At 68.8% G+C, this 16,698-nt stretch carries 18 protein-coding genes; 13 read left to right on the top strand and 5 right to left on the bottom strand.

All coding sequences use genetic code 11. The features are described from left to right. Nucleotides 1-72 precede the first annotated feature (72 nt). Nucleotides 73-624: a carboxymuconolactone decarboxylase family protein gene (locus tag AB8K43_RS10870; RefSeq protein ID WP_370894219.1), complete on the bottom strand. Its 552-nt coding sequence runs from the start codon at nt 622-624 to the stop codon at nt 73-75. After that, on the bottom strand, nt 621-1,514 hold the full coding sequence (locus tag AB8K43_RS10875; protein WP_370894220.1) for an SDR family NAD(P)-dependent oxidoreductase: 894 nt from the start codon (nt 1,512-1,514) through the stop codon (nt 621-623). The genes AB8K43_RS10870 and AB8K43_RS10875 overlap by 4 nt, the downstream gene beginning before the upstream one ends. Nucleotides 1,515-1,576: 62 nt before the next feature. Here AB8K43_RS10875 and AB8K43_RS10880 point away from each other — a divergent pair, with 62 nt between their 5' ends. Then, nucleotides 1,577-2,857 carry a DUF4921 family protein gene (locus AB8K43_RS10880; RefSeq protein WP_370894221.1) on the top strand — a complete coding sequence of 427 codons (1,281 nt, stop codon included), beginning with the start codon at nt 1,577-1,579 and terminating at the stop codon, nt 2,855-2,857. Between the two features lie 4 nt (nt 2,858-2,861). On the opposite strand, the gene AB8K43_RS10885 is transcribed toward AB8K43_RS10880, so the two are convergent. Together AB8K43_RS10885 and AB8K43_RS10890 are read right to left on the bottom strand one after the other, a co-directional pair. Continuing rightward, nucleotides 2,862-3,896: an agmatine/peptidylarginine deiminase gene (locus tag AB8K43_RS10885; RefSeq protein ID WP_370894272.1), complete on the bottom strand. Its 1,035-nt coding sequence runs from the start codon at nt 3,894-3,896 to the stop codon at nt 2,862-2,864. 20 nt (nt 3,897-3,916) lie between these two features. Next, a complete protein-coding gene (locus AB8K43_RS10890) occupies nt 3,917-4,936 on the bottom strand; it encodes a nitrilase-related carbon-nitrogen hydrolase (protein WP_370894222.1) in 1,020 nt (339 codons plus the stop codon). A 164-nt stretch (nt 4,937-5,100) separates the two neighbouring features. On the opposite strand from AB8K43_RS10890, the gene AB8K43_RS10895 reads away from it, so the two are divergent. The 10 genes from AB8K43_RS10895 to miaB all read left to right on the top strand — a co-directional run bounded on the left by AB8K43_RS10895 (nt 5,101) and on the right by miaB (nt 15,007). Next, on the top strand, nt 5,101-5,340 hold the full coding sequence (locus AB8K43_RS10895) for a DUF3046 domain-containing protein (RefSeq protein ID WP_370894223.1): 240 nt from the start codon (nt 5,101-5,103) through the stop codon (nt 5,338-5,340). Next, nucleotides 5,337-6,263: an ABC transporter ATP-binding protein gene (locus AB8K43_RS10900; RefSeq protein ID WP_370894224.1), complete on the top strand. Its 927-nt coding sequence runs from the start codon at nt 5,337-5,339 to the stop codon at nt 6,261-6,263. The genes AB8K43_RS10895 and AB8K43_RS10900 overlap by 4 nt, the downstream gene beginning before the upstream one ends. Nucleotides 6,264-6,376: 113 nt before the next feature. Further along, complete coding sequence (locus AB8K43_RS10905; RefSeq protein WP_370894225.1) at nt 6,377-7,192, top strand: ABC transporter permease; 816 nt, start codon at nt 6,377-6,379, stop codon at nt 7,190-7,192. Further along, nucleotides 7,189-8,016, top strand: coding sequence for an ABC transporter permease (locus AB8K43_RS10910; RefSeq protein ID WP_370894226.1), 828 nt, complete (start codon nt 7,189-7,191; stop codon nt 8,014-8,016). Before AB8K43_RS10905 ends, AB8K43_RS10910 begins: the two co-directional genes overlap by 4 nt. A 254-nt stretch (nt 8,017-8,270) precedes the next feature. Continuing rightward, a complete protein-coding gene (recA, locus tag AB8K43_RS10915; RefSeq protein WP_370894227.1) occupies nt 8,271-9,335 on the top strand; it encodes a recombinase RecA in 1,065 nt (354 codons plus the stop codon). A 9-nt stretch (nt 9,336-9,344) separates the two neighbouring features. Continuing rightward, complete coding sequence (locus tag AB8K43_RS10920; RefSeq protein WP_370894228.1) at nt 9,345-9,935, top strand: regulatory protein RecX; 591 nt, start codon at nt 9,345-9,347, stop codon at nt 9,933-9,935. Between the two features lie 136 nt (nt 9,936-10,071). After that, nucleotides 10,072-11,601, top strand: a complete 1,530-nt coding sequence (locus tag AB8K43_RS10925; RefSeq protein ID WP_370894273.1) for a circularly permuted type 2 ATP-grasp protein — start codon at nt 10,072-10,074, stop codon at nt 11,599-11,601. After that, complete coding sequence (locus tag AB8K43_RS10930; RefSeq protein ID WP_370894229.1) at nt 11,601-12,527, top strand: alpha-E domain-containing protein; 927 nt, start codon at nt 11,601-11,603, stop codon at nt 12,525-12,527. Before AB8K43_RS10925 ends, AB8K43_RS10930 begins: the two co-directional genes overlap by 1 nt. Then, a complete protein-coding gene (locus AB8K43_RS10935) occupies nt 12,524-13,396 on the top strand; it encodes a transglutaminase domain-containing protein (protein ID WP_370894230.1) in 873 nt (290 codons plus the stop codon). The genes AB8K43_RS10930 and AB8K43_RS10935 overlap by 4 nt, the downstream gene beginning before the upstream one ends. A gap of 72 nt (nt 13,397-13,468) precedes the next feature. After that, on the top strand, nt 13,469-15,007 hold the full coding sequence (gene miaB, locus AB8K43_RS10940; RefSeq protein WP_370894231.1) for a tRNA (N6-isopentenyl adenosine(37)-C2)-methylthiotransferase MiaB: 1,539 nt from the start codon (nt 13,469-13,471) through the stop codon (nt 15,005-15,007). A gap of 56 nt (nt 15,008-15,063) precedes the next feature. Here miaB and AB8K43_RS10945 read toward each other — a convergent pair whose 3' ends face one another. Beyond that, nucleotides 15,064-15,255, bottom strand: coding sequence for an antitoxin (locus AB8K43_RS10945; protein WP_370894232.1), 192 nt, complete (start codon nt 15,253-15,255; stop codon nt 15,064-15,066). Nucleotides 15,256-15,433: 178 nt separating this feature from the next. Between AB8K43_RS10945 and AB8K43_RS10950 the strand changes: the two genes are divergently transcribed. Together AB8K43_RS10950 and def are read left to right on the top strand one after the other, a co-directional pair. Next, on the top strand, nt 15,434-15,988 hold the full coding sequence (locus AB8K43_RS10950; protein WP_370894233.1) for a YceI family protein: 555 nt from the start codon (nt 15,434-15,436) through the stop codon (nt 15,986-15,988). A 102-nt stretch (nt 15,989-16,090) separates the two neighbouring features. Next, nucleotides 16,091-16,696, top strand: coding sequence for a peptide deformylase (gene def / locus AB8K43_RS10955; protein WP_370894234.1), 606 nt, complete (start codon nt 16,091-16,093; stop codon nt 16,694-16,696). The last annotated feature ends 2 nt before the right edge of the window (nt 16,697-16,698 follow it).

Raw genomic sequence — 16,698 nt, forward strand, 5'->3', positions numbered from 1 at the left:
CGAGCACCGACAAGCGGTCGGGATCGGCCCGGGGTTGTAATGACGGTCCTCACCGATTCGCCCGAGGCCCGGTCAGTTCGTGGGGAGTGAGCGCGGGCGATCGGGCTCGACCCGCAGGGTCGTAAGCACCGTCGCGAGCATGTCGTAGTGACCGGCGAGCAGGAGGAGCTCGATGGCTTCCCGCTCGCTCGTCACCGATCGAAGGCGGGACCACTGCTCGTCGGTGAGATCTTTGCGGGCCACCAGCGCCTCGGCGCTCTCGCGCAGGATCTGCTCGCGCATGGTGAAGGTGCTGACGGCTGGCCCACCAAGGAGCGCCTCGATCTCGGCCGGGGTCAGCCCCGCCCGTCGGGCGAGCATCCGGTGGTGCTCCTGCTCGTAGCGGCACCGGCGAGCCTGCGCGACCACGAGGATCACCAGTTCACTCTCGCGGCGCGCCAACGAGCCGAAGGGCATGAGACGTCCAGCGAAGTGCAACCAGCCGGTGAAGACCCCCTTCGTCCGGCCGAGCGTGGTGAAGATCGCGGGCGGCTCGGTCCCCATGACCCGGCCAGCGGCGCGGGCGAAGGCCCATCGCGCTGGCCCGAGGTCCCGGAGCGATCCCGGGGCGATCCGCGCGATCATCGACGCTCCCTCGGCTGAGCGGTCGTGAACTCGACCTGCTCGGTGCGGGCGATCTCCAAGGATTCAGCGAGGTCGGGCAGGGGCTTGAGCTCGATGACGCGCTGCGCGACGTGGCGAAGGGGGACGACCGCGGGGACCCAGAATGGGGCGCCGATCCGGCGCGAGCGGCGGGCGATGCCGCGCTCGAGAGCGCGCAGGCCCACGCTTAAGGGGGCCACGCCGCTGATCGTCTTCCCGCCCGTCAACCTGCGGCCCGCGTCGGTCGCGAAGCCGCGGCTCGTCATATCGGTATCGAGCTCGGCGTAGTAGGCGACCCCGACCCTGGCGCCGGTGGGCTTGATCTCTTGGCGCAGCGTGTTGCCGATCGCCTCGACCGCAGCCTTGCTGGCCGAGTAGGCGCCGAGCAGGGGGAGGTGGACTGCGGCGGCGAGCGACGCCGTGCAGAGGGCGTACCCGCGCGGGTGACTGATGTGCGGGCCCGCGGCGCGCAACGTGTAGTAGACGCCGAGAGTGTTGACGGCGAGGTGGGCCTCCATCACGCCGTCCTGCCCGCCAATGATCGGTAGCTGCTTGGCGATCCCGGCATTAGCGACCACGATGTCGAGCCCGCCAAGCTCGGTGACCACCTCGTCGACCGCGCGTTGCACCACTTCAGCATCGGCGACGTCGCACTCCCGCCACGGGGCGTGGTTGCGGGCGGCGACCTGGGCGAGGTGCTCGGGTTCGAGGCCGGCCAGGCCTACCTGGGCTCCGTGGGCGGTGAGCAGATCGGCCAGTCCTGCGCCGATACCGCGAGCGGCTCCGGTGATGAGCACCCGCCGACCGGTGAGGTGGTCGGTGTACTTGGGGTTGGGGGCAAGTGGTCGTGCGTTCTGCGGTGAACGTGCCATACCGGAGAGTAACTGCTGCATCTGCGCTGGTCGGCGTTGCGCTCGCGACTACGGTGGTCGGTGTGAGCCACGAGCCGTCGGTGCCCTGGGCCGGGCCCCACCTGACCCGGATGGCCGATGGGACGGTCAAGCAGGTGAACCCCTTCACCGGGACCCAGGTGTGGACCGTGCCGGGGCGTGCCAACCGCCCCTTGGCGCCCCCTCGCGAAGCGCGCGAGCGCCTTGACCCGGCTCAGGATGGCCGGTGGTGCGCCTTCTGCTCGCGCCGGTACCTGGAGACCACGCCCGAGCGGCGCCGGATCGTGCGCCGCGGCGAGCGTTTCACCGCGCTGGACGGGGTGCCAGCGGAGCGCCTCTTCGACACCCTCGCCGAGTTCCGGGTCTTCCCGAACCTCTTCGAGATCGTCTCGTACGAGTACTGGCGGCTCAATCACGGCTACGAACCGACTCCGGCCGCGCAACGTCGCCATCGCGCCTATCTCGCCTCCAGCGCGGGTAGGGCCCACCTCGATGCCCTGGTGCGCACGAGGATGCGCGCGGCGGGGGAGCGCCCCGAGGACTGGGACGGGCAGGACCTGGGGGAGCGAACGATGGGCCTGTTTGCCGGCTGCCACGATGTCGTTGTCGCCCGGCGCCACTATGTCGATGGGGCTGCCTACGACGACGAACTCGCCTCATCGGGGACCCTCACCCCCGACGAGCACGACCAGTACATCGGCCTCACCATCCACGCGCTCGAACACCTCTACGCCGCGAATCCGTATGCGCGGCAGGTCTCGGTCTTCCAGAATTGGCTCCGCCCGGCCGGTGCCTCCTTCGACCACCTGCACAAGCAACTGGTCGCCGTCGACGATCACGGCCCCGACCTTCAGGTGCAGATCGATCGACTTCGCAGCGAACCCAATCTCTACGACCGGTGGGGCCCGCGCTATGCCGCGACCCACGACCTCGTGATCGCGCGGAACCAGCACGCCGTGATGACCGCCGGAGTGGGTCATCGCTATCCCGCGATCGAGGTGTGGTCCAGCGTCCCGGGCCGGCCATGGGAGTTGTCGCAGCAGGTGCGCCGCGACTTCTCCGATCTGCTCCACGCGGCTCATGCCGCCACCGGGTCAGCAGTCCCGTGCAACGAGGAGTGGCACCACCAGCCTCGCGACGTGGCGGAGGACATGCCGCTGCGGGCGGTGCTCAAGTGGCGGATCTCGACGCTCGCGGGCTTCGAAGGGGGTACCCGCATCTACCTCAACACGATCGACCCGTGGACCCTGCGGGATCGGGTGGCGCGCCGCCTGCGCGAACTCCAGCGTCAGGGATCGCTCGGCGACCTCGACATCGCCCGCTGACCCCTTAGGTCAGGGGGCGAAGAGGCTGCTGCTGGGTGATGCAGTGGATGCCGCCGCCGCGGTCGAAGAGGGGGCGAGCGTCGACGCCCACGACCCGGCGCCCTGGGTAGGCGGCGCTCAGGGTGGCCAGGGCCTGCTCGTCGTTCGGGTCGTCGAAGACGCACGCCACGACGCCGCCATTGCAGACCAGATGGTTGATATAGGACCAGTCGACGGGGCCCTCGTCATCGGCCAGCGTGCGCGGTGCGGCGACCTTGACCACGGTGAGGGGGTGCCCGGCGGCGTCGCGGGAGGCGCGCAAAACCTCTTCGGCCGCGCGACTCACCTCGTAGTCGGGGTGGTCGGGGTCCTCCTGCCAATGCAGCAGCACCGTGCCGGGCTCGCTGAAGCAGGCGACGATGTCGACGTGCCCGCGGGTGCCGAACTCGTCGTAGTCGCGGGTCAGCCCGCGCGGCAGCCAGATCGCGGTGGTCGCGCCGATGGTGCGCTCGAGCTCGGCCTCGACCTCGGCGTGGGACATGCCCGGGTTGCGGCCCGCGTCGAGTTGCACGGTCTCGGTGAGCAGCACCGTGCCCTCTCCGTCGACGTGGATGCCGCCTCCTTCATTGACGAGCGGGGAGTCGATCACCGAGGCGCCGGCCTGTTCGCCGACGAAGGTCGCGATCTGTGCGTCGTGCTCCCAGCTCGCCCAGTGCTGGCCGCCCCAACCGTTGAAGACCCAGTTGACCGCGCCGAGCTCGCCGCCGCGTCCAAGGACGAAACTCGGCCCGATGTCACGCATCCAGGCGTCGTCGAGGGCAGCGGTGACGATCTCGATGGCGAAGGGGGTGTCCGTGCCCTCCGTCAGGTAGCGGCGCGCGAGGTCGGCGTCATCGGGCGTCGCGACCACGGTGACGGGTTCGAAACCGGCGACCGCCCGAGCCACGGCAGCCCAGGTGCGGCGGGCTGACTCGACCTCTTCGTCGGTGTCACCGAGGGTGTACCCAGCACTCGGCCACGCCATCCACGTCCGCTCGTGCGGCGCCCATTCGGCGGGCATCCGCCAGTCCGGCGCGTCGATCAACGCTCGACCTCGGTGCCGTGGGTCATGGCGTTGGGGTCGATGCGCACATGCTCCGGGCGGATCGGTTCGGTGAGGATGTCGTAGGAGTCCGGGCGTCGGGTCGAGAGGAAGGGGAAGAGGTCCAGCCAATCCTTGCGCTGGGCGAGATCGAGATCGGTCACCAGCACCGCCTCTTCGTCCCGCGGACCCTGCACCAGCACTCGGCCGTACGGATCGACGACGAAACTCGAGCCGTAGAAGGTGATGAGGCCCTCGGCGCCCAGGCGGTTGGGGACCACGATGAAGAGCCCGTTCGCGATCGCGTGGCCGGTGATCACTTGCTGCCAGAGGGGCTGGGTGTCGAACTCGGGGTGATCGGGTTCGGAGCCGATAGCGGTGGGGTAGCAGAGCACCTCGGCGCCCTCGATGGAATAGGCGCGAGCGACCTCGGGGAACCACTCGTCCCAGCAGGTCGGCAGGCCGAGGCGCACTTCGCCCCCTTCGCCGAGGGCCACATCGTGCACTGGGTAGGCGCCCGCAGCGGGCCCGGCACGGAAGTACTTGTCCTCGTAGTACCCGGCGGTCACCGGGATGTGGGTCTTGCGGGTCCTCGCGACGACCTCGCCGTCGGGGGAGACCACGACCGCGGTGTTGTAGCCGAGCCCGTCGACCACGTCATCGCCGTCGGCGGCATCGGCGCGCTCGTAGAGGGAGGTGTGCACGTGGACGCCGAAATCACGGGCGGCGTCGCGGGCGAAGGTGATCGTCGGGCCATCGGTGAGGGACTCCGCGATCTGCGACGGGGTGCCGGTCGGGAGGGTGTCGGCGGGGTAGCGCAGCAGGGTGATTTCAGGGAGGAAGACGATCTGCGCCCCGGCCTCGGCGGCCTGTCGGATCCCGTCGCGCAGGGCCTCGATGAGTTCGGTGCGGTCCTCGCGCCACCGGTGCTGGATCAGCCCGATCCGCACGGTCGGGCGCTGCGGGTCCTCGACCCGGGCCAGGGAGGTGGGGACATCGGTGGAGGTGATCAGCTTCACAAATCGTGAGCATGCCACGAAGGGGGTCACGCGCGCTCCCTTCCGCCCCCTCCTTACCCCCTTCCTCCCGACTTTGCTTAAGCACCGCCTAGGTGCTCACCCTCCAGGGTCGGCATCGAGGACGTGCTTAAGCAAAGTCGGGACGGGCGTGGTTGACTCGGGCGGTGCGGATCAGCCAGTTCTGGGTGTTGATGGAGGACGAGTTCGGAGCGCAGGAAGCGCCGACCCTCGCCCGGGGCCACCACCTGTCCGCACTCGGTGACCGCACGGTCGATCAGGCGCTCGCCGAGGGCGTACCGCCGCGCGAGGTGTGGCTGGCGCTCGTCGAAGACCTCCAGGTCCCGCGCGAGCGCTGGCTCGGACGCGACCGTGACCCCCTTCCCGTGCCGAAGGACCTCCCGTGAGCGAGCCTCTCCTCACCGCGCGGGGCCTCACCAAGCGGTTCGGTGACTTCACCGCCGTCGCCGGGATCGACGTCGACGTCGCGCCCGGCGAGGCCTTCGGCTTCCTCGGCCCCAATGGCGCCGGCAAGTCCTCCACGATGCGGATGATCGCCGCGACCTCACCACCGAGTAGCGGCGAACTGCGCGTCCTCGGCCTCGACCCGCGGACCGACGGCCCGGCGATCCGCGCGCAGATCGGATCCTGCCCACAGCAAGACAACCTCGACGAGGACCTCACGGTCGAGGAGAACCTGCTCATCTACGGACGCTATTTCGGCTTGCCGAAGGCCCAGGTGCGCGCCCGGACCGAGGAACTGCTCGACTTCGCCCAACTCACCGAGCGGCGGCATTCGCGGGTCGAACCCCTCTCCGGCGGGATGAAGAGGCGCCTCACGATCGCGCGCTCGCTGATCAACGATCCGCAGATCCTGCTCCTTGACGAGCCGACGACCGGCCTGGATCCGCAGGCGCGGCACATCCTCTGGGATCGCCTCTTCCGGTTGAAGAGGAGCGGCGTCACCTTGATCCTCACGACCCACTACATGGACGAGGCCGAGCAACTCTGCGACCGCTTGGTCGTGATGGACCACGGCCGGATCGTCGCCGAGGGCTCCCCGCGGGCCCTCATCGCCGAGCACTCGACTCGCGAGGTGCTCGAGCTGCGACTCGATGTCGAGGATCATCTTGAGGTCGCGGGCCTGGTGGAGGGGATCGGGGAGCGGGCCGAAACCCTGCCCGATCGGGTCTTTGTCTACGCCGACGACGGCGACGCCGCCCTCGAACGCGCGCGCGCCCGGGGCCTCGAACCGGTCTCGGCGCTGGTGCGGCGCAGCACCCTCGAAGATGTCTTCCTCCACCTGACCGGGCGCTCGCTGATCGACTAGCGGGTCCCCCTTCGCCGAGGGACGGGGTTGTGGTCATCGGGCGGGGATATTTCCGCGCCCGATGGCCGCTTCCGCGTCGCGGCGTCCGCGAGAGCCGTGGCAGACTCGCGCGGGTGCAGGCCGTGACGGAGGTGAAGGGGGAGCCGCGCAGCCTCCCCTTCGGCGAAGGCCTGCGCGTCGTCGCCGAATACCACTGGCGGGTCTACGCCCGGACCTGGCGCGGCTCGATCTTCTCGCGCTTCCTCTCGCCGCTGCTCTTCCTCCTCGCGATGGGGGTTGCGCTCGGCAGCCTCGTCGACGGAGCAGCTGGCGGGATCGACGGCGTCCCGTACCTGATGTACGTCGCGCCCGCGATGGTCGCCGTCCAGGCGATGATGGTCGCCGTGGGGGAGTCGACCTACCCGGTCTACGGCCTCTTTAAGTGGAATCGCATGTACCACTCGATGCTCGCCACGCCACTGCGAATCCGCGACATCGTGCTCGGCCAACTCCTCGTGGTCGGCTTCCACGGCTTCGTCGCCTCGACGGTCTTCGTCGCGATCTGCGCGGCCTTCGGGGCGCTCGGGTCGTGGTGGGCTCTGCTCTGTATCCCGATCGGCACGCTCACCTGCCTGGCCTTCGCGGCCCCGATCTTCGGCTTCTCGGCCCGCCTGAAGAGCGATAACGGCTTCAACGTCCTCTACCGCCTCGTCGTCACCCCGCTCATGCTCTTCTCCGGGGCGTTCTTCCCGGTCGCTCAACTGCCCACCTGGTTCCAACCGATCGCCTGGGCGACGCCTCTTTGGCACGGGGTGGAACTCAGCCGCGCGGCCTCTCTCGGCGGCAGCGACTCCGGCATCCTCTGGCTGCATCTCCTCGTGCTCATCGCCTTCGTCGCCGGCGGGGTGTGGTTTGCGCTCACTGGGTTTAAGAAGCGGCTGATCGTATGAGCGCGCCCGTGAAAGACACCAGCGCGCCGGTGCGCGGCGCCCACTTCGTGCCCCCGTTTGGTCTGGGCCTCGCGGCGGCCGTCTTCGGTCGCAATGTGGTCGCCTTCCGGCGCGGCTGGGTGGCGCTGCTCACCGGCTTCGCCGAGCCGGTCTTTTACCTCTTCTCGCTCGGCCTTGGTCTCGGCGCGCTGATCCCGTACGTCACGACCGACACCGGAGCCCAGGTCACCTACGCGGCCTTCGTCGCGCCCGCGCTCCTCGCGTCGTCGGCGATGAACGGCGCGGTGATGGACTCGACCTTTAATGTCTTCTTCAAGCTGCGCTACGCCAAGCTCTATGACGCGATGCTCGCAACGCCCGTGGAGCCGCGCGATATCGCGGTCGGCGAGATCCTCTGGTCGCAACTGCGCGGCGCGCTCTACGCCTCGATGTTCTTGATCGTCGCCGTCGCGGTGGGGGTCGTGCAGTCGTGGTGGGCCCTGCTCGCGGTGCCGGCGGCGACCTTCATCGGACTGGCCTTCTCCGGGGTCGGGATGTGGGCGACGACCTTCATGCGCAACTGGGTCGATTTCGACTACATCATGCTCGCGATCCAGCCGCTCTTCCTCTTCTCGGCGACCTTCTTCCCGCTCGCCACCTACCCGGACTGGGTCCAGCCGATCGTCATGGCGACGCCGCTCTACCACGGCGTGGCGCTCGAGCGGGGCCTGCTCCTCGGTGAGGTGAGCTGGGATCTGCTCTGGCATGTCGGGTACCTCGTCGCGCTGGGCGCGGTCGGTGTCTGGGGCGCCTCGAGGCGGATCGGGCGGCTGCTGCGGGCCTAAGCGCACCCCCTTCGCTCGAAGGGCGCGAAAACTCACCTCGGCGTGTCGCGCGCCCCTGCTCTCAATCGAACACGCGTTCGGCTACGCTCATCCACAGGTGCTGATCCGAGGACCGAAGGTGTCCACAGTTCATGGCGGCTGGCGGACGTTGTCGGTACCGGCACCTAGCGTCTGACCCGAGCATCACGACAAGACCAACCGTGACCCGGGTCGCCGGTGGGCGCGCTCGATGACAACGAGGAAGCAGGTAGGCCATGGCAGACGTCACCGCCATCGACAGCAAGATCCACGAACAAAAGCTCAAGTCCCTCGACGCGGTCATGGGACAGATCGAGAAGTCTCACGGCAAGGGTGCGGTGATGCGCCTCGGCGACGACGTGCGCCCGCCGATCGCGACGATCCCCACCGGGTCGATCGCGCTCGACATCGCCCTTGGCATCGGCGGCCTGCCCCGCGGCCGGGTGGTCGAGATCTACGGCCCGGAGAGCTCGGGTAAGACCACCGTCGCCCTGCACGCCGTCGCCAGTGCCCAAAAGGCCGGCGGGATCGCCGCCTTCATCGACGCCGAGCACGCCCTTGACCCGGAGTACGCCAAAAAGCTCGGTGTCGACACCGATGCCCTGCTCGTCAGCCAGCCAGATACCGGTGAGCAGGCCCTGGAGATCGCCGACATGCTGATCCGCTCCGGCGCTCTCGACATCATCGTGATCGACTCGGTCGCCGCGCTCGTACCGCGCGCCGAAATCGAAGGCGAGATGGGCGACAGCCACGTCGGTCTGCAGGCCCGCCTGATGAGCCAGGCGCTGCGCAAGATCACCGGTGCGCTCAACACCTCGGGCACGACCGCCATCTTCATCAACCAGCTCCGCGAGAAGATCGGCGTGATGTTCGGCTCGCCGGAGACCACGACCGGCGGTAAGGCGCTGAAGTTCTACGCGTCGGTGCGCCTCGACGTGCGCCGCATCGAGACCCTGAAGGACGGCACCAACCCGGTCGGTAACCGGACCCGGGTCAAGGTCGTGAAAAACAAGGTCTCCCCGCCCTTCAAGCAGGCGGAGTTCGACATCCTCTACGGCCAGGGCATCTCCCGCGAGGGCGGCCTGATCGATATGGGCGTCGAGCACGGCTTCGTGCGCAAGGCCGGCGCTTGGTACACCTACGAGGGCGACCAACTGGGCCAGGGCAAGGAAAATGCCCGCAACTTCCTCAAAGACAACCCGCAGCTCGCCGACGAGCTCGAGGTCAAGATCAAGACCAAGTTGGGCGTCGGTGTCGCTCCGGTCGTCGAAGAGGACCTGGACACCCCGGTCGACTTCTAACGCGCGTCGATGACGTCCGATCACCCCGCGGCGAGCGCCCCGCCGACTCTCGATGAGTTGCGCGCGGCGCTCGCTGCAGCGGCGCCACCGCCACCGCCACCCGAGCAAGACCCCGAGGCCGACCCGCACGCCGTCGCGCGGGCGATCGTCTTGCGGCAACTGACCGGCGCGCCGAAGAGCCGCTCTCAACTGGAGCAGGCCCTGCGCCGCAAGAACTGTCCCGATGATGTCGCCGCCCAGGTCCTCGACCGGATGGAAGAGGTCGGGCTCGTCGACGATGAGGCGTACGCGCACCTCTTCGTCCGCTCCAAACAGGCCGGACGAGGCCTCGCCCGGCGAGCGCTCGCGCACGAGTTGCGCACGAAGGGGGTCGACGAGCAGGTCGCGGCCGAGGTCCTCGACCAGATCGACCCGGAGGAGGAGCGTGAGCGCGCCGCGGCCTTGGTCGCCAAGCGGCTGCGCTCCCTGCATGGCCTCGACCGCCAGGTCCAAACCCGGCGGCTCGCCGGGATGCTCGCCCGCAAGGGCTACCCGGGGGAGCTTGCACGCCAGGTGATCGGGGAGGCCCTCGACGCCGCCCCGGAGCACCGTCGCGACTGACCCGATCAGAGATTGTGATGCAGGTCCGCGGCCCCGTGTCACACGTTCGCAACACGAGTGCCCTACGTTCGTCGTCGTGATCGACCTAACGAGCGGACTCTTCGGCGACTATGCCCCGGCGCGAGCCTGGGACGAGATGCTCGACGATCTCGGAGAGGCTCGCGCGCCGTACAAACCGATCCATCACACGCTGCGGTCGATGGCGCCGGAAAACCTCAAGGAGCGAGCCGATGCGCTCGCCCGGATGTTCCTCGATCAGGGAGTCACCTTCGATCACGCCGGGGAGGAGCGTCCCTTCCCGCTCGATGCCGTCCCCCGCGTGATCGACTCCGACACCTGGGCGCACGTCGAAAGCGGTGTCGCGCAACGGGTGAGGGCCCTCGAAGCCTTCCTCGATGACATCTACTCGCGCCAGGGTGAGCTGCCCCGAGCCGTCGAGGACGGCCTGATCCCGTGGCAGCTCATCGCGACCTCGTCGCATTTCCACCGAGCGGTAGCCGGGATGCGCCCGCCCAATGGGGTGCGCGTCCACGTCGGCGGGATTGACCTGATCCGCGACGAAGAGGGGACCTTCCGCGTCCTCGAGGACAACGTCCGCGTGCCGTCCGGGGTCAGTTATGTCATCGCGAACCGTCGGGCCATGGCCAATGTCTTCCCCGAAGCCTTCGCCACCATGCGGATCCGGCCCGTCGGGGACTATCCGCGGATGTTGCTCGACGCCCTGCGGGCCGCTGCCCCCGAGGGCCAGACCGATCCCACCGTCGTCGTGCTGACGCCGGGCGTCTACAACAGCGCCTACTTCGAGCACACGCTGCTCGCCCGGATGATGGGCGTCGAACTCGTCGAAGGGCGCGACCTGGTGGTGCGCGGCGGCGAGATCCGGATGCGCACCACCCACGGGGAGGAACGGGTCGATGTCATCTACCGCCGGATCGATGACGACTTCCTCGACGCGGTCCACTTCCGCCGCGACTCGATGCTCGGAGTGACCGGTCTGGTCTCCTCCCTTCGTGCTGGCCGCGTCACCGTCGCTAACGCCATTGGCAATGGTGTCGCCGACGACAAACTCGTCTATTCCTACCTGCCCGCTCTGATCCGCTATTACCTCGACGAGGACCCGATCCTGCCCAACGTCGACACCTACCGCTGTAACGAGCCGGACGCCCTCGGGCATGTCTTAAGCCACCTCGATGAAATGGTCGTCAAGCCCGTCGATGGTTCTGGTGGCAAGGGCCTTGTCATCGGGCCCGATGCCACCGGCGCGGAACTGGACACCCTGCGGGCGGCGCTGCTCGCTGACCCCCGCGGCTGGATCGCGCAGCCGGTTGTCCAACTCTCGACCGTGCCGACGCTGATCGACGGCCAACTCCGGCCGCGGCACGTGGACCTGCGCCCCTTCGCCGTCAACGACGGGGACGAGGTGCGCGTCCTGCCCGGCGGCCTTACGCGCGTCGCGTTGCCGGAGGGCCAGCTCGTCGTCAACTCCAGCCAGGGCGGGGGGTCCAAGGACACCTGGGTGCTCGCCGGGCCCTATACGCGCGTGCCATCGGACACCGAGGACAAGGAAGTGATCCTCATGCCCGGCCCCACGGTCTTGCCCGAGCAGGTCGGCCAGTCTCAGTCCCAGTCTCAATCTCAGTCGATGACCGAAGGGGGAGCGCGCTGATGCTCAGCCGGATCGCGGACTCGCTCTTTTGGATCGGCCGGTACATCGAGCGCGCGGATGGCACTGCTCGGTTGATCGATGTCCTGCGGCTCGCCCTGCTCGAAGAGCCGAGCGCCGATGAGCACGTCTGGTCCCACATGGTCCTCACCGGGGTCATGGGCTACCCGTACCCGGGTCGAGTCGGCCTGGACGAGGTGGGTCGTCTCCTCGTCTTCGATCAGACCAACCCGAGCTCGATCTCGGGGTCCTGGCTCGCCGCTCGCGAGAACGCCCGTCGCGCCCGCGAGACGGTCTCGACCGAGCTGTGGGAGACGATCAACACCTCATGGCATCGGTGGACCGCGCTCGGCACCCGCCAGGTCACCCAAGTCCACCTCGGGTGGGTCCGTGAGCGGGCCGCTCTCGTTGCGGGAGTGGCCGATTCGACGATGAGTCATGACGAAGCGCGAGACTTCCTCCTCCTCGGCCAGTACCTCGAGCGGGCGGATATGACCGCGCGGATCGTCGCGACGGGCTCGTGGCCCGAAGGGGGGCCCTCCTGGGGTGCGGTCCTCGCGACCTGCGGGGCGCAGCAGGCGATGCTTCGCACGATGCGCGGCGTCATCACCGACCGGACAGCCGCCGCCTTCTTGACCCTCGACCGTCGCTTCCCGCGCTCCGTCGTGGCGGCGCTGAGCGCGGCGGAGGAGCGGCTTGCCGCGCTGTCCCCGGACGAAGGGCGGGGCGTGGGCTTCTCCGATGAGGCACGGCGCATCCTCGGGCGCACCCGCACCTCCCTCGAATACCGGCGGCCCGACGATGTCCTCGCCGACCTGCCCGTCCAGATGGAGCGGGTCCAACAAACCGTGCGCGATGCCTCCGAGGCCATCGCCAAGCGCTATTTCCAGTCCGCGCCCGTGCAGGAGTGGACGGGGGAGGTCCTGTGAACACCACGACGCGGCGGCACCGCATCGTCCACCGCACCGAGATGCATTACGCGGGCGAGGTCCGGGTTTCGCACAACGAGCTGCGGATGACGCCGGTCAGCGAACCGGGCCAGACCACGCTCGAAGCCCGCATCCGGGTCAAGCCGCTCACCTGGAGCCATGTCTATAAGGACCACTGGGGCACCTCGGTCATGGCGATCGAGTCGCAAAGCCCGCACCAGGTCCTCGAGATCGAGGCGAGCAGCATCGTCGAGCGTGCCCTCGTCCCGGCGGAGGCCGCCCATGGCCTGCTCGGTGACATGGGTGCGGGCTGGGCCGCGGTCGAGGCGGACCATGTCCGAGACCGGCTGAGCGAGTACCTCGAGCTCACGCGTCGCACCCGGCCCGACGAGGAGCTCGCTGAGATGGCGAAACACGCCCGCTCGGAGGAGAGTCCCCGCGCGGCCGCCGCTCGGATCAGCGCCGACGTGCACGCGGCGATGACCTACACCAAGGGGGCGACGGGGGTCCACGCGACGGGCGCCGAAGCCTGGGAGCAGCGTCGCGGCGTGTGCCAGGACTATGCCCACATCACCGTCGGCGCGCTGCGCTCGATCGGGATCCCGGCCCGCTACGTCGGCGGGTACACCCCCTTCCGTGGCGATGGCGCGCGTGGCGAGCACGTCGCGGGGGAGACCCATGCCTGGATCGAAGCGTGGGACGGCGGGTGGCACCCCTTCGACCCGACCAACGACAACGAGGTCGGCCTCGATCACGTCGTGGTGGGCCGGGGGCGGGACTACGACGACGTCGCCCCCTTCCGCGGCATGTACGCCGGACCCGATCTCGCCGAGATGAAGGTCGGCGTCACGGTCACCCGGCTCGCCTAGCCGAACCCCGGCCGCTGCTTGCCCCTTGGCGGATCGAAGGGGGTCTGCGCGTCGCCTACCCTGGTAGGCGCCATGACGACCTCAGCAACGCCCCCTTCGACCCGGCCCCGCACCTACGACGTGCGCACGCACGGGTGCCAGATGAATGTCCACGACTCTGAGCGGCTCGCCGGGCTGCTCGAGACGGCGGGCTATGTCGACCTCGCGAGCATCGCCCCGGGCGAGCGCCCCGAGACCGCTGACGTGGTCGTCTTCAATACCTGCGCGGTCCGCGAGAACGCCGATAACAAGCTCTACGGCAACCTCGGCCAGTTGCGCCCGGCGAAGACCGCGAACCCAGACCTGCAGATCGCGGTCGGGGGCTGCATGGCGCAAAAGGACCGCGACACGATCGTCCAGCGGGCCCCGTGGGTCGACGTGGTCTTCGGCACCCACAACATCGGCTCCCTGCCTGCGCTGCTCGACCGCGCCCGACACAACCGGGAGGCGCAGGTCGAGATCCTCGAGTCGCTCGAAACCTTCCCGAGCACCCTGCCCACGCGGCGCGACTCCGCCTACAGCGGCTGGACGTCAATCTCGGTGGGCTGCAACAACACCTGCACCTTCTGCATCGTCCCGGCACTGCGCGGCAAGGAGAAAGACCGGCGCCCCGGCGAGATCCTCGCCGAGGTGGAGGCCCTGGTAGCCCAGGGCGTGATCGAGGTGACGCTGCTCGGCCAGAACGTCAACTCCTACGGCGTCGAGTTCGGCGACCGCCTCGCCTTCGGCAAGCTCCTGCGCGCCTGCGGCGAGATCGACGGGCTTGAGCGGGTGCGCTTCACGAGCCCCCACCCGGCCGCCTTCACCGACGACGTCATCGACGCGATGGCCGCGACGCCGAATGTGATGCCGAGCCTGCACATGCCGCTGCAGTCCGGCTCGGACCGGGTCCTGAAGGCCATGCGCCGCTCATACCGCAGCGAGCGCTTCCTCGGGATCCTCGATCGCGTGCGCGCCCAGATCCCGGATGCGGCGATCACGACCGACATCATCGTCGGCTTCCCCGGCGAGACCGACGACGATTTCGAGGAGACGCTGCGAGTCGTGGAACAGGCCCGCTTCAGCTCGGCCTTCACCTTCCAATACTCGATCCGCCCCGGCACGCCCGCGGCGACGATGGACGACCAGGTCCCTAAGGCCGTCGTCCAGGAGCGCTACGAGCGGCTCATTGCCCTGCAGGAGGAGATCTCCTGGGCCGGTAACCGGGAGCAGGAGGGCCGCGACCTTGAGGTGCTCGTCGCGACCGGCGAAGGGCGCAAGGACACCGAGACCGCGCGGATGTCCGGGCGCGCCCGGGACAACCGCCTCGTCCACTTCGCGGTGCCCGATGGAGCGGAGCGCCCTCGTCCGGGCGACCTGGTCACCGTCGGGGTCACCTATGGCGCGCCCCATCACCTCGTGGCCGACGCGGCCCTGGACGGGGGCGTCTATGAGGTGCGCCGGACTCGCGGTGGCGACGCCTGGGAGGCCGCTCAGGCCGAACCTGCCGGCAAGCCCGCGGTGTCGCTCGGGATGCCGCAGATCGGGGTGCCCGTGCAGGTGGCGCCGAGCGCTCCAGCCTGCGGCGCCTAAAACACGCATGACGAAGGGGGCGGCGAGCGCCGCCCCCTTCGTCATGTCCTCGCCGGTCAGGCGTTTTCGTTGCCGACCTTGCCGTCGATGAAGTCGCGACCCTGCTGGACGTGGTCCTTGCCGACGCCGCGGCTCTCGGCGATCTCCTCGGCCTTGTCGAGGGCCTTGTCGCTCAATTCCTCGACCTTCTCGGCGTTGTCGCGCAGGGCCTCGGCGGCCTTGTCCTTGAGGTTGTCGAACATGCTCATGGGGTGGGACATCCTTCGCTCGATGGTGCGGCCGAGGGTTCAGCCGGTGACGAGGCCACGGTAGTGCTTAGCAGGGGTGCGACGCGGCGGATTTGACAAACTGTTGAACTTTCAACCAAGATAGGGGAGTACTCAGACGGGTCCACGACCCACCCCCTTCATGAAAAGGAATCACCACATGTCTTCTGTCGCGACCGCCCTGCAGATCCCGACCGGGACCTGGAACCTCGACCCGGCGCACACCGAGGTCACCTTCGTCGCCCGCCACGCCATGGTCACCAAGGTCCGCGGCGTCTTCCGTGACGTCGAGGGCACCATCACGGTGGCCGACGACCTCGCCGAGTCGAGCGCGACCGCCCAGATGCAGACCGCTTCGGTCGACACCGGCAGCGCCGACCGCGACGCTCACCTGCGCGCCGGCGACTTCTTCGACTCCGAGGTCTACCCCACGATGTCCTTCGCGAGCACCGGCGTCAGCGATGTCTCCGAGGAGGGCTTCGTCCTGACCGGTGACCTCACGATCAAGGACGTGACTCGCCCGGTCCAGCTCAACGTCGAGTTCGGTGGCGTCGCGCAGGACCCCTACGGCAACCTGCGCGCCGGCTTCTCCGCTCGGACCCAGATCGAGCGCGAGGACTGGGGCCTGAACTTCAACGCCAAGCTGGAGACCGGTGGCGTGCTCGTCAGCAAGAAGATCACCATCGAGATCGAGGTCTCGGCCATTAAGGCCTGATCCGCGTCCCGACGCTCAGTGAAGGGGGTCCGCCGCGCCGTGAGGTGCGAGCGGACCCCCTTGCTTTTTGCGCTGACGAAGGGTGCTGGAACGATGACGCCCATGACCATTCGCCCCATCGTGATCACCGGAGAACCGGTGCTCCACACCCGCGCCGCCAACGTCACCGAGTTCGACGAGGACCTGCGCACGCTGATCGCCGATATGTATGAGACCCAGGACGCCGCCCATGGGGTCGGTCTCGCCGCGCCGCAGATCGGCGTGGGCTTGCGGGTCTTTACCTGGAATATGCGCAACGACGACGGGGTCCCGACGATCGGCCACATCGTGAACCCCTACGTGAAGGCGAGCCGGCCCGCTGACGGCGAGCCCGACCGCCACGAGGAGAGCGAGGGGTGCCTCTCGGTGCCGGGGTACTCCTTCCCCCTTCGGCGTGGAGCGAGCGCCGATGTGAGCGGGTACGACCAGGACGGCAACGAGATTTCCTTCACCGCGACCGGGTGGTTCGCGCGGTGCATGCAGCACGAGTACGACCACCTGCAGGGCTTCCTCTACGTGGACCGGCTCCTGCCGAAGTGGCAGAAGAAGGCGAAGAAGGCAGTCCGAGCCGAAGGGTGGGGCACGCCGGGGCATACCTGGATGCCGGGTGTTGATCGCGACCCCTTCGGCCATGACGACGCCGACGAGCCCGACGGCGACGCCGACTGACC

Origin of the sequence: Janibacter sp. GXQ6167 (assembly GCF_041365945.1) — a bacterium.
Classification (GTDB): domain Bacteria; phylum Actinomycetota; class Actinomycetes; order Actinomycetales; family Dermatophilaceae; genus JBGFSK01.

Coding starts and splice junctions, on each gene's coding strand:
- miaB (WP_370894231.1), top strand. CDS start 13,469: ATGACGACCTCAGCAACGCCCCCTTCGACCCGGCCCCGCACCTACGAC.
- AB8K43_RS10930 (WP_370894229.1), top strand. CDS start 11,601: ATGCTCAGCCGGATCGCGGACTCGCTCTTTTGGATCGGCCGGTACATC.
- recA (WP_370894227.1), top strand. CDS start 8,271: ATGGCAGACGTCACCGCCATCGACAGCAAGATCCACGAACAAAAGCTC.
- def (WP_370894234.1), top strand. CDS start 16,091: ATGACCATTCGCCCCATCGTGATCACCGGAGAACCGGTGCTCCACACC.
- AB8K43_RS10950 (WP_370894233.1), top strand. CDS start 15,434: ATGTCTTCTGTCGCGACCGCCCTGCAGATCCCGACCGGGACCTGGAAC.
- AB8K43_RS10910 (WP_370894226.1), top strand. CDS start 7,189: ATGAGCGCGCCCGTGAAAGACACCAGCGCGCCGGTGCGCGGCGCCCAC.
- AB8K43_RS10885 (WP_370894272.1), bottom strand. CDS start 3,896: ATGCCCGCCGAATGGGCGCCGCACGAGCGGACGTGGATGGCGTGGCCG.
- AB8K43_RS10920 (WP_370894228.1), top strand. CDS start 9,345: ATGACGTCCGATCACCCCGCGGCGAGCGCCCCGCCGACTCTCGATGAG.
- AB8K43_RS10875 (WP_370894220.1), bottom strand. CDS start 1,514: ATGGCACGTTCACCGCAGAACGCACGACCACTTGCCCCCAACCCCAAG.
- AB8K43_RS10945 (WP_370894232.1), bottom strand. CDS start 15,255: ATGAGCATGTTCGACAACCTCAAGGACAAGGCCGCCGAGGCCCTGCGC.
- AB8K43_RS10925 (WP_370894273.1), top strand. CDS start 10,072: ATGCTCGACGATCTCGGAGAGGCTCGCGCGCCGTACAAACCGATCCAT.
- AB8K43_RS10870 (WP_370894219.1), bottom strand. CDS start 624: ATGATCGCGCGGATCGCCCCGGGATCGCTCCGGGACCTCGGGCCAGCG.